This is a genomic window from Enterobacter cloacae complex sp. 394F7 (assembly GCF_057320385.1).
The window spans coordinates 82,863-95,901 of the sequence record NZ_JBXWCS010000004.1 but is presented as its reverse complement, the minus strand read 5'-3'; the positions used below and the strand labels follow the sequence as shown (position 1 = coordinate 95,901).

The 13,039-nt window shown below is 57.4% G+C and carries 13 protein-coding genes; 5 read left to right on the top strand and 8 right to left on the bottom strand.

Annotation, left to right across the window (positions count from 1 at the left end; genetic code table 11):
- Positions 1-62: 62 nt before the first annotated feature.
- Genes AC2FAK_RS07410 through AC2FAK_RS07390 form a run of 5 tightly spaced genes read left to right on the top strand, consistent with a single transcriptional unit; the run spans position 63 to position 4,836 of the window.
- Positions 63-770, top strand: a complete 708-nt coding sequence (locus AC2FAK_RS07410; protein ID WP_095454826.1) for a CoA transferase subunit A — start codon at positions 63-65, stop codon at positions 768-770.
- A 2-nt stretch (positions 771-772) separates the two neighbouring features.
- Positions 773-1,429: a CoA transferase subunit B gene (locus AC2FAK_RS07405; RefSeq protein ID WP_047023717.1), complete on the top strand. Its 657-nt coding sequence runs from the start codon at positions 773-775 to the stop codon at positions 1,427-1,429.
- Positions 1,430-1,438: 9 nt separating this feature from the next.
- Complete coding sequence (locus tag AC2FAK_RS07400) at positions 1,439-2,620, top strand: acetyl-CoA C-acetyltransferase (RefSeq protein WP_095454827.1); 1,182 nt, start codon at positions 1,439-1,441, stop codon at positions 2,618-2,620.
- A gap of 43 nt (positions 2,621-2,663) precedes the next feature.
- Complete coding sequence (locus AC2FAK_RS07395) at positions 2,664-4,055, top strand: GntP family permease (protein WP_095454828.1); 1,392 nt, start codon at positions 2,664-2,666, stop codon at positions 4,053-4,055.
- A 10-nt stretch (positions 4,056-4,065) separates the two neighbouring features.
- A complete protein-coding gene (locus AC2FAK_RS07390; protein WP_095453118.1) occupies positions 4,066-4,836 on the top strand; it encodes a 3-hydroxybutyrate dehydrogenase in 771 nt (256 codons plus the stop codon).
- A gap of 39 nt (positions 4,837-4,875) precedes the next feature.
- Here the strand turns inward: AC2FAK_RS07390 and selO are convergent, their stop codons facing one another.
- From selO to pheT, 8 genes are all read right to left on the bottom strand, one after another.
- A complete protein-coding gene (gene selO, locus AC2FAK_RS07385) occupies positions 4,876-6,318 on the bottom strand; it encodes a protein adenylyltransferase SelO (protein WP_013096994.1) in 1,443 nt (480 codons plus the stop codon).
- A gap of 64 nt (positions 6,319-6,382) precedes the next feature.
- Positions 6,383-7,093 carry an EAL domain-containing protein gene (locus AC2FAK_RS07380; RefSeq protein WP_023620701.1) on the bottom strand — a complete coding sequence of 237 codons (711 nt, stop codon included), beginning with the start codon at positions 7,091-7,093 and terminating at the stop codon, positions 6,383-6,385.
- A 293-nt stretch (positions 7,094-7,386) separates the two neighbouring features.
- Positions 7,387-7,851, bottom strand: coding sequence for a C40 family peptidase (locus AC2FAK_RS07375; protein WP_023620702.1), 465 nt, complete (start codon positions 7,849-7,851; stop codon positions 7,387-7,389).
- Positions 7,852-7,925: 74 nt separating this feature from the next.
- Positions 7,926-8,681 (bottom strand): vitamin B12 ABC transporter ATP-binding protein BtuD, encoded by a 756-nt coding sequence (gene btuD / locus AC2FAK_RS07370; protein ID WP_013096997.1) that lies wholly within the window; start codon positions 8,679-8,681, stop codon positions 7,926-7,928.
- Positions 8,681-9,232 (bottom strand): glutathione peroxidase, encoded by a 552-nt coding sequence (locus AC2FAK_RS07365; RefSeq protein WP_020688363.1) that lies wholly within the window; start codon positions 9,230-9,232, stop codon positions 8,681-8,683. Before AC2FAK_RS07365 ends, btuD begins: the two co-directional genes overlap by 1 nt.
- Positions 9,233-9,254: 22 nt before the next feature.
- Entirely contained in the window at positions 9,255-10,235 is a 981-nt protein-coding gene (gene btuC / locus AC2FAK_RS07360) for a vitamin B12 ABC transporter permease BtuC (RefSeq protein ID WP_095454829.1), read from the bottom strand.
- A 103-nt stretch (positions 10,236-10,338) separates the two neighbouring features.
- Positions 10,339-10,638: an integration host factor subunit alpha gene (gene ihfA, locus AC2FAK_RS07355; RefSeq protein ID WP_013097001.1), complete on the bottom strand. Its 300-nt coding sequence runs from the start codon at positions 10,636-10,638 to the stop codon at positions 10,339-10,341.
- Between the two features lie 4 nt (positions 10,639-10,642).
- Entirely contained in the window at positions 10,643-13,030 is a 2,388-nt protein-coding gene (pheT, locus tag AC2FAK_RS07350; RefSeq protein ID WP_095454830.1) for a phenylalanine--tRNA ligase subunit beta, read from the bottom strand.
- Positions 13,031-13,039 lie beyond the last annotated feature (9 nt).

Below are 13,039 nucleotides of genomic sequence, written 5' to 3'. Positions count from 1 at the left end.
CAAAATTAACAAAAGAGTCGTCGCCCCCAATGATACCGCCACGGACAACAGGAGGGATGGCTATGGCAGGACTGGATAAGCGCGTCGGCAGCTATGCGCAGGCGCTGGAGGGGCTGACAGACGGGATGACATTACTGGCGGGCGGCTTTGGCCTGTGCGGTATTCCTGAAAATCTGATTGCGGAAGTCAAACGCCGTCAGGTGCAGGGCCTGACGGTGGTATCGAACAACTGCGGCGTGGATGGTTTTGGGCTCGGACTTCTGCTGGAGACGCGCCAGGTGCGGAAGGTGGTGGCGTCTTACGTCGGCGAGAACGTGCTGTTCGAACAGCAGGTGCTGAGCGGCGAGCTGGAGGTTGAGCTGACGCCCCAGGGCACGCTGGCCGAAAAGGTGCGCGCGGGCGGGGCCGGTATTCCGGCATTTTACACGGCCACCGGCTATGGCACGCCCGTGGCCGCAGGGAAAGAGGTACGTCAGTTTGCCGGTAAGCACTACATCCTTGAAGAGGCCATCACCGGCGATTTTGCGCTTATCAAGGGCTGGAAAGCGGACTGGTACGGCAACGTTATCTACCGCCACACCGCGCAGAATTTCAACCCGCTGATGGCCACCGCAGGACGGATAACCGTGGTGGAGGTGGAAGAGATTGTCCTGCCGGGTGAGCTGCCGCCGTCCGCGATCCACACTCCGGGAATTTACGTCGACAGGCTGATTGTCGGCCAGTTTGAGAAACGCATTGAACAGCGCACGCTGCGCGCAGAGGGAGTCTGACCATGTTAACCCGCGAACAGATGGCCATGCGCGTCGCCCGCGAGCTGCGCGACGGTTACTACGTCAACCTGGGGATCGGTATCCCGACGCTGGTGGCGAACTACATCCCGGACGGCATGGACGTGATGCTCCAGTCGGAAAACGGACTGCTGGGGATGGGGGAATTTCCCGATGCGCAGAGTCTTGATGCTGACATGATCAACGCCGGTAAGCAGACCGTTACCGCGCGAACCGGTGCCGCTATTTTCGACTCGGCCCAGTCGTTCGCCATGATCCGGGGCGGTCACGTCGACCTCACGGTGCTGGGGGCGTTTGAGGTGGACGTGGAAGGCAACATCGCCTCGTGGATGATCCCCGGAAAGATGGTGAAAGGCATGGGCGGCGCCATGGATCTTGTCGCCGGGGCGCAGAACATCATTGTCGTGATGACCCACGCGTCGAAGAGCGGTGAGTCCAAACTGCTGTCGCGCTGCACGCTACCGCTCACCGGCGTGGGCTGCATCCGCCGGGTGTTAACCGACCTGGCCCTGCTGGAAATTAAAGACGGTGCGTTCATTCTGCGTGAATACGCCCCCGGCGTCGGCATTGACGAGATCGTCAGCAAAACTGCCGGAAAAATCATCGTGGCGGACGACGTTCGCGAAATGCGCTTTAGCTGAGGACTCAACATGAAAAACGTCATGATAGTCGGGGCAACGCGAACGCCGATTGGCAGTTTTCGCGGTTCGCTCTCTCCCCTTTCCGCCGTTGAACTTGGTGCTGTCGCAGTGCGTCGCCTGCTTGAGGAGAGCTCGCTTTCGGCAGGTGACACAGACGAACTGATTTTTGGGCAGGTGCTGACGGCAGGCTGCGGACAAAACCCGGCACGTCAGACGGCTATCGCCGCCGGGCTGCCCGTCAGTACCCCTGCCACCACGGTCAATCTGGTCTGCGGCGCGGGGCTGAAGGCGGTACAGCTTGCGGCACAGGCTATCCGCTGTGGCGACGCAGAGGTGGTGATCGCGGGCGGTCAGGAGAGCATGAGCAATGCCCCTTACCTGCTGGACGGCGCCCGTTCCGGGCTGCGTTTTGGCCACACGGGCCTGCAGGACAGCATGATCGTCGACGGCCTGTGGGATGCGTTTAACGATTACCACATGGGGATCACCGCGGAAAACGTCGCCCGGCAGCACGGCATTTCACGCGAGCAGCAGGATGCCTTCGCCGCCGGGTCACAGCAAAAGGCTGCGTCTGCCATCGAATCTGCTCGCTTTGAGGCCGAGATTACCCCGGTAACGGTGAAACAGGGCAAGAAGCCGCTATTGGTGATTCGTCATGACGAACAACCCCGGCCAGGAACCACCGCAGAACAGCTAGCGCAACTACGCCCCGCGTTTCGCCATGAGGACGGCACGGTCACGGCGGGGAATGCCTCCACCCTGAACGATGGCGCCGCCGCGGTGTTGCTGATGAGCGAAGAAAAAGCGCGGGCGAGCGGGCTACCGATGCTGGGCCGGATCGTGAGCTACGCCGTCACGGGCGTCGATCCGTCCGTAATGGGCATCGGCCCCGTCAGCGCCTGCCAGACCGCGCTGGCGCGGGCAGGCTGGTCGCTGGATGAGGTGGATCTCATCGAAGCCAACGAAGCTTTTGCCGCGCAGGCGCTGGCGGTCGGCAAACTGCTTGGCTGGGATGCGCGCAAGGTGAATGTTAACGGTGGCGCTATCGCGCTGGGCCATCCGATTGGTGCATCCGGCTGTCGGATCCTTGTGACGCTGCTGCATGAGATGCAGCGCCGTGACGCCAAAAAAGGGCTGGTCACTCTGTGCATAGGCGGCGGGCAAGGCATTGCGCTGACCGTCGAGCGTTAAACCTCTCGTGAGTACCCGAATATAACAACAGTAAGGAGTCGCAATGAGTGTGTTAATTGCCCTGGCGGCGCTGGCGCTGCTGATGCTGGCGGCCTATCGCGGATATAGCGTTATTCTTTTTGCGCCCATTGCGGCGCTGGGTGCCGTGCTGTTAACCGACCCGGGCGCTGTCGGCCCGACGTTTACCGGCCTGTTTATGGAAAAGATGGTGGGCTTCGTCAAGCTCTACTTCCCGGTGTTCCTGCTGGGCGCCGTGTTTGGCAAGCTGATTGAACTCTCCGGCTTCTCACGCTCCATTGTTGCCGCGGCGATTCAAATCCTTGGCCGCCGCCACGCCATTCCGGTGATTGTGCTGGTCTGCGCGCTGTTAACCTACGGCGGCGTGTCGCTCTTTGTGGTGGCGTTTGCCGTTTATCCTTTCGCCGCCGAACTGTTTCGCCAGAGCGGGATCCCCAAACGGCTGATCCCGGCGACCGTGGCGCTGGGGGCGTTCTCGTTCACCATGGACGCCCTGCCCGGCACGCCGCAGATCCAGAATATTATCCCCACCAGCTTCTTCGGCACTAATGCCTGGGCTGCCCCCTGGCTGGGGCTGATTGGCTCGCTGTTTATTATCTGCTTTGGCCTGCTCTGGCTGGAGCGCCAGCGGCGGAAAGCGCTCAATAACAATGAAGGTTACGGCATGGATCTGAAAAACGAACCGGAAACGCCGGACAACATTAACCTTCCCCATCCGCTGATTGCGATTTCCCCCCTGCTGGTGGTGGGGATCCTCAACCTGCTTTTTACCCGCTGGATCCCCGGCTGGTATGGCACCAGCCACGAGCTGACCCTGCCCGGGCTGGCAAAGCCGATTGTGACCGAGGTCAGCAAGATCACCGCCATCTGGGCCGTGGAAGCTGCGCTGATTTCCGGTATCGTGCTGGTGCTGATCTTTGGCTTTCGCAACATCCGGGGACGTCTGGCGGAAGGCAGCCGGACGGCAGTGAGCGGCGCGATCCTGGCGGCGATGAATACCGCCTCGGAATATGGTTTCGGTGCAGTTATCGCCGCCCTGCCCGGCTTTCTGGTCTTATCCCACGCGCTGGCGGCTATTCCGAACCCGTTACTGAATGAAGCGATCAGCGTGACCGTTCTCGCCGGGATCACCGGTTCGGCTTCAGGTGGGATGAGCATTGCGCTGGCGGCCATGGCAGACAGCTTTGTCGCCGCCGCCCATGCCGCGAATATTCCGCTGGAGGTCCTGCACCGGGTGGCTTCTATGGCCAGCGGTGGCATGGATACACTCCCCCATAACGGCGCGGTGATTACGCTGCTGGCCATCACCGGTCTTAGCCATCGTCAGGCCTATGGCGGTATTTTCGCCATCACGATCATCAAAAGTCTGGCGGTGCTTTTTGTCATTGCCGTGTTCTATCTCACCGGCATTGTGTAAGGAGAATAAAATGAATCTGAACGGTAAAACGGCGCTGGTGACCGGCTCGACCAGCGGTATTGGTCTGGGCATCGCCCGCATACTGGCAAAGGCCGGAGCGCAGCTGATCCTCAACGGTTTTGGCGACAGTGACGCAGCAAGAGAAGAGATCGCCCGGCTGGGGAAAAAACCGGGTTATCACGATGCAGATCTGCGTGACGCCCTGCAAATCGATGCGATGATGCGCTACGCCGACACGCAGTTCGGCGGGGTGGATATTCTTATCAATAATGCCGGGATACAGCATGTCGCCCCGGTTGAGGCGTTCCCGGTGGAGAAATGGAACGACATTATTGCCATTAACCTGTCGTCGGTGTTTCACACCAGCCGACTGGCGCTGCCTGCAATGCGCGAGAAAAACTGGGGACGCATCATTAATATCGCCTCCGTGCATGGGCTGGTGGCATCAAAAGAGAAGTCTGCCTATGTCGCCGCCAAGCATGGGGTGGTCGGTTTTACAAAATCCCTGGCGCTGGAGACTGCCCGCACCGGTATTACCGCGAACGCCATCTGCCCGGGATGGGTGCTTACGCCGCTGGTTCAGCAGCAGATCGACAAACGTATCGCAGAAGGTGTGCCTGCGGATCGGGCGCGCGAGCAGTTGCTTGCGGAGAAACAGCCCTCAGGAGAATTTGTGACGCCGGAACAGCTGGGTGAACTGGCGCTGTTTTTATGTAGCGACAGCGCCGTGCACGTGCGGGGCGCGGCGTGGAATATGGACGGCGGGTGGGTCGCCCAGTGACGTATCGGCCGGGCAAGCCTGTGCTTCCCGGCCAAAACATTAGCTTGAGCAGCTGACCTCCAGCCGCTTGCCCCAGTCAGGCGGGCGGCTGACATAATCGTCGTCCCGGTCGGCAAACGGCGTGCGCAACGCTACGTGCAGCCGGTGTAATTCCGCATATTCACCTTGCTCCGCCTGCTCAATCGCCCGCTGCGCCAGCCAGTTGCGCAAGACCATCGCCGGGTTCGCCGCGTTCATCTGCGCCTGCCGGGTCGCGTCATCCACCTGCTCTTGTTGCAGGCGCGCGCGGTAAGTGGCAAACCAGTCGTCAAACGCCTGTCGGTCGATAAACTCATCGCGCAGCGGTGAGGCAGCGCTATGCTGCTCTGTCTGGCCGAGCATACGGAAGGTACGGGTATAGTCGCTGCCCTCACGCGCCATGAGCGCAAACAAGCCATTCAGAATAGTGTTATCGCCCTTCTCCTGTGTCATCAGCCCCAACTTGTTGCGCATCAGCGTGCCGTATTCGCGCAGCAATGTCTCCTGATAGCCGTCGAGCGCATCATTCAGGGCATCAACGTCGATAAACGGCGACAGGGATTGCGCCAGACGCTGCAGATTCCACAGCCCCACCGCCGGCTGATTGTCAAAGCTGTAGCGCCCCTGATAGTCCGAGTGGTTGCAGATATACCCCGGCTGGTAGTCATCGAGAAAACCAAACGGACCGTAATCAAAGGTCAGCCCCAGAATTGACATGTTGTCGGTGTTCATCACGCCATGAGCAAAGCCTACGGACTGCCAGCGGGCAATCATGATTGCCGTGCGGGCAACCACATCGCGGAACCAGAGGTGGTATTTGTCGGCCTCGTCCTGTAACTGCGGCCAGTGCCGTCGGATGGCGTAATCGGCAAGCTGGCGTACGTTTTCCGGCTCGCGGCGATAATAAAAGTGTTCAAAATGGCCGAAACGCAGATGGCTTTGCGCAATGCGCATCAGCATGGCGCCTTTCTCTACCGTTTCGCGGACCACCGGGGTGTCACTGGTCACTATCGTCAGCGCGCGCGTGGTGGGAATACCCAGCGCATGCATCGCTTCCGACGCCAGACTTTCACGGATGGTTGAGCGCAGTACCGCGCGCCCGTCGCCCATGCGTGAATAGGGTGTGAGACCCGCCCCTTTCAGGTGCCAGTCGACCGTCTCTCCGCCGGGGAGCTGTTGTTCGCCAAGCAGGATCCCACGGCCGTCCCCCAGCTGTCCCGCCCAGACGCCAAACTGGTGTCCGCTATAGACCTGAGCGAGGGGCTGCATGCCATCGAGCAGCGTTTCCCCTCCCCAGACGCCCGCGCCGTCTGAAGGCTGGAACATTTCCGGTGGGATAGCCAGGTCGTTCGCCAGCGAATCGTTATGCCAGACAAGACGGGAATGATGTAATGGTGTTGGTTTGAGTGCGGTATAAAAACCCGGCAACTCGTCATGCCAGTGCGCAGTAAAAGACAGGGTCATAAGTCCTCCTGCTTTTAGTGTAGAGGGTTTACCCGGACTTAAACACGGGCGAAAGAAAGGGTTATCACTGAACCAGCGTGGTGACGCGCTCTGCAGTTACGGCAGGCCACAGCGCCCCCTGCATGGCACCAAAGTTGAAGGATAAAACGCGCTGCAACAGGGCATGATCGTCAATACCGGCGACGAGCACAGACTGACAATGTGACGTTATTTGCCACAGAATAGCACGCATAAAGGGCTCAAAAGAAAGCGCTGCCGCGTGCTGCTGGATAAACCCTTTGTCCAGAATGACACGTTTAAACAAACCATCATAAATGGCTTTAAGCGAGGCTTCACCGGCACCAAAGTTTGCCAGCACCAGCGGAAAATGAATCGCCATTCTCGCCAGTTCAGGATCGTCCTTTCCGTTATTTAAACCTGGATAATTCTCATTAACAGTAAACTCAAGAAACGGATAACGCTCAAGTATTGAAACAGCGTTCCCATTACTTAATAAAAACTCAACTATTACAGGTGTAATATTGATCCATGCAATTAACTGATGCTGAATAAAAAACAGTTTGCAGGTATCAAGCAATTGCAGTTTTTCTTGAAACAGCGCTAACTCTTCTGCCGGAGTCAGACGCGGGATAACGAGTTCAGTGGGGATCCGTACATCGCTGCCGACGCCAGTAAAGTTAACCGTCACCTCTAATCCTTTAAGCTCACCGGCATTATTGCGGGCAGGCTGGAGCAACAGCTCAGACTGGTAGGCATTATCTAACGTAATAATCATTGCACTCGCCCCGCATTAAAGATGAGAGAGGACATCCTGGAGCAATTGCTGACACAATTCCACTGTCTTGATTTTAATAAGTTTAATTTCATTAGATCCGTATTAATTTTCAGATTTATCCCTGAATCTAAAATAATCTTATCCTGGTTGCTGCGTAATAGCCAGTTTTAGATAAAACAGACACATAAGGACATAAGTAATTTGTTGTAAATTTAACTTTAATCATCTTATTTGCAAAAAAACGGCATGGTTTAATTGTGCCATGCCGTCAGAAATGCGTGGTCGGTGGCGGACTAAATACGTCGTGCCTGCCAGAAATTTTTACGCCAGTAAACATTATCGAGGGAAGAACGCATCACCCCACGACTGGTCGAGGCATGAATAAACTGGTTATCCGTATCATAAATGCCAACATGCAGACCACTTTCACCCGAGCCGGTTTTGAAAAAAACCAGGTCGCCGGGTAACAACTCATCTTTATCAATTTCGGTACCGATTTCAGCCTGTTTGCGCGTTTCGCGCGGAAGCTGCAAATCAAACTTATCCCGGAACGTCATCAGCACAAAGCCGGAGCAATCCACCCCACCGCGACTCATGCCACCGTAACGATACGGTGTCCCGCGCCAGTTGCTCAGCTGATCGTTCAGGCTGGCAATCACGGTGATTGAATCTGAAAGTCGTGGGTTAGGCGGCGGTGCGCGATGGCTACTGCATCCCGCAAGAAATAACGCTGCCACCATGAGAAACCAGAATCGCATGTCCAGACGAATCCTCTGCTTTTTTTATTCTTTTCGTAATTTAGCGTGCAATGGCGCTAACAGGCAAGAAACGGTTACTCGTGTGCGGTAGAAATCAGCATCTTATGCCCTTCGATATCCAGCCTGCGGAACGGCATATGGTAAGCACGAGCGAGATTTGGCGGCGTAAGGACGCTATCGCGCGTGCCGCTGGCAATCATCTTCCCGCGCGCCAGAAGCCAGACGCTGTGCGCATGGCGCAGCGTATGGTTCAGGTCATGGCTGCTCATCACCACGGCAATGCCTTGTCGACAGAGCGCGCTGAGGAGCGTGTCCAGCGCCGCCTGTTGCGCCACGTCCAGACCGCTCATCGGCTCGTCCAGCAACAACAGTCGCCCGTGAGGGTTGCCCGCCGGATGGATCTGAAGGATCACCGCCGCCAGACGGACGCGCTGCCACTCGCCACCGGAAAGCTGGCTGGCATGCCGGGAAAGTTTGTCCTCTAACCCCAACGCCGCCGCCACTTCGGTGAGCAGCGCGGTCTGCTGTTTATCGTGCAGATGCAGCATCAGATAGTGCCAGACCGGCATCGCAAACGGCGGGACCTGCTGCTGAACAAGGTAGCTCCGCCGGTGCGCCAGCGCGACCGCCGACCAGTCACTCAGGGGGCTATCGAGCAAGGTGATCGAGCCTGGCCCGACTGTCAGCCCCGCCATGCGCGCCAGCAGCGTACTCTTCCCTGCCCCGTTCGGCCCCACCAGATGCAGGATTTCACCTGCACGGATGGCCGCCGTCACCGGCTCCAGACGCCCCGTCTCGGCAACGTCCGTGAGCTGCATCAGCTGCGTCATTATTTCGCCAGCGCCAGCTTGATTGACTCCATGACGATAGGATCTTCAGGCGTCATATCCGGAGAAAAACGCTGAACGACCTGGCCGTCACGACCAATCAGGAATTTTTCGAAATTCCACAGGATGTCGTCCGGATAGAGCGGTGCTCGCCCTTTGCTGGCCATACGCTCGTAAAAGCCACTGCCTTCCGGTGCCACGGCGGTCGGCGCGGCGGCCACCAGTTTGGCATACAGCGGGTGACGATTTTCGCCATTCACATCAATTTTGCTGAACATCGGGAACGTCACGCCATAGGTGGTGCTGCAAAACGTTTTGATCTCCTCTTCACTACCCGGCTCCTGACCCAGGAACTGATTGCACGGGAAGCCCAGCACGGTAAAGCCGTCTTTCTCCCAGGCTTTCTGAATGTTCTCCAGCTGCTCATACTGCGGCGTCAGACCACATTTGGAGGCTACGTTCACAATGAGCAACACGTTGCCTTTGTAGCGTTCCAGGGTGGTTTTGTCCCCGTCGATGGTGGTCACTTCGGTATTCAGAATATCAGACTGCATAGCATTTCCTCAGGTTATCGATTTAACGTCCAGCTTTTAATAGTAGCCAGATAAACACCGGCGCGCCCAGCGTGGCGGTGACCACACCGATGGGCAACTCAGCGGCGTTCAGGGCGAGCCTGGCGATGATATCCGCCACCAGCAGCGTTGCCGCACCGGCCACTGCCGAGGCGGGAAGTAAGATTCGATGGTCAGTGATGCCACACAGACGCAGCATGTGCGGGATAACCAGCCCAATAAAGCCAATCGCCCCCGCCAGCGCCACGCTCACTCCCACCAGCCAGCCGATTGCAATCACCAGCGCATTGCGCCAGACGCCAATCGGCATCCCAAGCTGGCGGGCTGAGGTTTCACCAAGAGCGAGAATATTCAGCGGCTGCGACTGCACGCCCGCCCACAGTATGACCGGGACCAGCAGCACCATCAGCCAGCCCTGCCGCCAGTCTACGCCGCCAAACCCGCCCATCATCCAGTACATCAGCTGACGCAGATCGAACGAGGTGGAGAAGTAGACCGCCCAGGTCATCAACGCGCTGCAGATGATCCCCAACGCAACCCCGGCAAGCAGCAGCCGACTGGTTGATAAATGGCGTCGTGCGAAACGCAGGAGAATGAGGGTGATCAGTAATGCCCCGAGAATGGCGCTGAGGCTAACCCCCCAGGTGGAAAGCGCCCCACCGCCGAGCATCACCGCGGCAATCAGACCTACACCGGCGCCATTTGAGACACCGAGCAGCCCCGGCTCTGCCAGAGGGTTTTCAAACAACGCCTGCATAATGGTGCCTGAGAGCGCCAGCGCGGCACCGACCAGGATCACCGCCAGCGTGCGCGGCAGACGAATTTGCCAGACGAAAAGCTGCCCTTCAGGACCAAACCAGCGTGCCGGGCTTAGCCACTGGTCGCCGGCACACAGGCTGAAACTGGCGGCAACAAAAAGCAGCAGTACCAGCAAAAGCAGGCGGCGTCGATCGGAACGCTGTTGGCGATGGGCAAAATCAAGCATGTGTACGGTTTTATTAGCGTGAGATGTAATTGATTTTACGGCGGGTTTGCCAGCGAGAGCAAAGAAAAAAGGCCGCGAGAGCGGCCTTTTTAGTTAGTTCATATTACTCTGTTTTGGGCGTTGCGTTTTCGACACGGCTTTTTAACTTCTGTCCGGGTCTGAAGGTCACCACGCGGCGGGCTGTAATGGGAATATCTTCCCCCGTCTTCGGGTTACGGCCCGGACGTTGGTTTTTGTCTCGCAAATCAAAATTGCCAAAGCCGGAGAGTTTTACCTGCTCACCATTTTCCAGAGCACGACGGATCTCTTCGAAAAACAGCTCTACCAGCTCTTTGGCATCCCGTTTGCTAAGCCCAAGCTTATCAAACAGATATTCTGACATTTCAGCTTTTGTAAGCGCCATAGGTTCAATCCCTCAATGATGCCTGGAATCGCTCTTTTAATGCCTCTACACATTTGGCGACGGTAGCGGCAATCTCCTCTTCTTCGAGTGTACGGCTGGTATCCTGAAGGATAAGGCTGATAGCGAGGCTCTTGAAACCTTCTGCTACGCCCTTGCCGCGGTACACGTCAAATAAGTTTACGCCAACTACCTGATTTACGCCAACTTTCTTACACTCGGCCAAAATATCTGCTGCAGGCACGTTTTCAGCGACCACAACCGCGATATCACGGCGGTTTGCCGGGAAGCGAGAGACGTCCTGCGCCTGTGGGATCACGCGGTCTGCAACCGGACTCCATTCCAGCTCAAACACGATGGTACGGCCGTTCAGGTCCAGTTTACGTTCCAGCTCAGGATGAACAACACCAATAAAACCAATGCGTTTGCCCGCTAAATAGATAGCCGCACTTTGGCCCGGATGGAGTGCCGGAATGGCTTCTGCACGGAATTCAATTTCAGATAATTTACCGGTCAGATCGAGAATCGCTTCCAGATCGCCCTTCATATCGTAGAAATCAACCGTGCCTTTTGCCAGGTCCCAGTGCTCTTCATAGCGATTACCGCTGATGGCGCCAGCCAGCATGAGATCCTGACGGATGCCTAAATTTGCCTGATTATCCGGCACAAAGCGCAAACCGCTTTCGAAAATTCGCACACGGTTTTGCTGACGATTCTGGTTGTAGACAATCGTGCCCAGCAGGCCGGTCCACAGAGACAGGCGCATTGCCGACATCTCGCTGGAGATCGGGCTTGGCAGGATCAGCGCTTCCTGGCCTGGATGGATCAGCTGCTGCAGCTTAGGATCGACAAAGCTGTAGGTGATCACTTCCTGATAACCTTTGTCGTTCAGCATGGTTTTCACACGCTTCAGGGAGAGATCGGCTTCACGGTGGGAGCCCATCACCAGACCGGCCTGTACCGGCTCGTCAGGGATGTTGTTGTAGCCGTAGACGCGGGCCACTTCTTCCACCAGATCTTCTTCAATCTCCATGTCGAAACGCCATGACGGCGCAACGGCTTTCCACTCGTCCTGCCCTTCCGTCACGTCGCAACCCAGACGCTTCAGAATATCGGTGACCTGTGCATCGGCAACGTGGTGGCCAATCAGGCGATCCAGCTTGCTGCGACGCAGGGTAATGGTCGCGCGCTTCGGCAGCGTGTCTTCGTCGGTTACATCAATAACCGGGCCCGCTTCGCCGCCGCAGATGTCGATCAGCAGACGGGTCGCACGTTCCATCGCTTTGTACTGCAGCGCCGGGTCAACGCCGCGCTCGTAGCGGTGAGAGGCATCGGTGTGCAGACCATGACGACGCGCACGACCGGTAATAGAGAGCGGGCTGAAGAAGGCACATTCCAGCAGAACGTTTTGCGTTTCATCGTTCACGCCAGAGTGTTCGCCACCGAAGATCCCGCCCATCGCCAGCGCCTTGCCGTGATCGGCAATCACCAGCGTGTCGGCATTCAGTTTTGCTTCGCTGCCGTCCAGCAGAACCAGGGTTTCACCCTCTTTTGCCATACGCACGATAATCCCACCGTCGATACGATCTTTATCGAACGCGTGCATTGGCTGGCCCAGTTCCAGCAGAACATAGTTGGTCACGTCAACAACCGCATCAATAGAACGGATACCGCAGCGACGCAGTTTTTCTTTCATCCACAGCGGGGTCGGCGCTTTGACGTTGATACCTTTCACCACACGACCGAGGTAGCGTGGGCAGGCTTCAGGCGCGTCTACCTGAATAGGCAGGACGTCGCTGATGGTAGCAGCAACCGGGACAATCTCCGGCGCGTTCAGTTCGGTCTGGTTCAGCACCGCAACATCGCGAGCCACGCCGATAATCCCTAAGCAGTCCGCACGGTTTGGCGTCACGCTGATTTCGATGGTGTTGTCATCGAGCTTCAGGTATTCGCGGATATCGGTGCCGATTGGCGCATCCAGCGGCAGTTCAATAATGCCGTTGTGATCGTCGGAAATACCCAGCTCGGAGAACGAGCACAGCATGCCTTCAGACGGCTCGCCGCGCAGTTTGGCCGCTTTAATTTTGAAATCGCCCGGCAGCACCGCGCCGACAGTCGCCACGGCCACTTTCAGACCCTGACGGCAGTTTGGCGCGCCGCAGACGATATCCAGCAGACGATCGCCACCCACATTAACTTTGGTGACGCGCAATTTGTCAGCGTTAGGATGCTGACCGCATTCAACCACTTCGCCCACGACCACGCCGGTGAAGGCGCCAGAAACCGGCTCTACACCGTCAACTTCCAGACCCGCCATGGTGATCTGGTTGGAAAGCGCTTCGCTGTCCAGCGTGGTGTTTACCCATTCGCGTAACCACAGTTCACTGAATTTCATTGTTCTGTC

Bases quoted from the DNA above. Each gene is read 5' to 3' on its own strand.
- AC2FAK_RS07410 (WP_095454826.1), top strand. From the start codon at position 63: ATGGCAGGACTGGATAAGCGCGTCGGCAGCTATGCGCAGGCGCTGGAG.
- AC2FAK_RS07405 (WP_047023717.1), top strand. From the start codon at position 773: ATGTTAACCCGCGAACAGATGGCCATGCGCGTCGCCCGCGAGCTGCGC.
- AC2FAK_RS07400 (WP_095454827.1), top strand. From the start codon at position 1,439: ATGAAAAACGTCATGATAGTCGGGGCAACGCGAACGCCGATTGGCAGT.
- AC2FAK_RS07395 (WP_095454828.1), top strand. From the start codon at position 2,664: ATGAGTGTGTTAATTGCCCTGGCGGCGCTGGCGCTGCTGATGCTGGCG.
- AC2FAK_RS07390 (WP_095453118.1), top strand. From the start codon at position 4,066: ATGAATCTGAACGGTAAAACGGCGCTGGTGACCGGCTCGACCAGCGGT.
- selO (WP_013096994.1), bottom strand. From the start codon at position 6,318: ATGACCCTGTCTTTTACTGCGCACTGGCATGACGAGTTGCCGGGTTTT.
- AC2FAK_RS07380 (WP_023620701.1), bottom strand. From the start codon at position 7,093: ATGATTATTACGTTAGATAATGCCTACCAGTCTGAGCTGTTGCTCCAG.
- AC2FAK_RS07375 (WP_023620702.1), bottom strand. From the start codon at position 7,851: ATGCGATTCTGGTTTCTCATGGTGGCAGCGTTATTTCTTGCGGGATGC.
- btuD (WP_013096997.1), bottom strand. From the start codon at position 8,681: ATGACGCAGCTGATGCAGCTCACGGACGTTGCCGAGACGGGGCGTCTG.
- AC2FAK_RS07365 (WP_020688363.1), bottom strand. From the start codon at position 9,232: ATGCAGTCTGATATTCTGAATACCGAAGTGACCACCATCGACGGGGAC.
- btuC (WP_095454829.1), bottom strand. From the start codon at position 10,235: ATGCTTGATTTTGCCCATCGCCAACAGCGTTCCGATCGACGCCGCCTG.
- ihfA (WP_013097001.1), bottom strand. From the start codon at position 10,638: ATGGCGCTTACAAAAGCTGAAATGTCAGAATATCTGTTTGATAAGCTT.
- pheT (WP_095454830.1), bottom strand. From the start codon at position 13,030: ATGAAATTCAGTGAACTGTGGTTACGCGAATGGGTAAACACCACGCTG.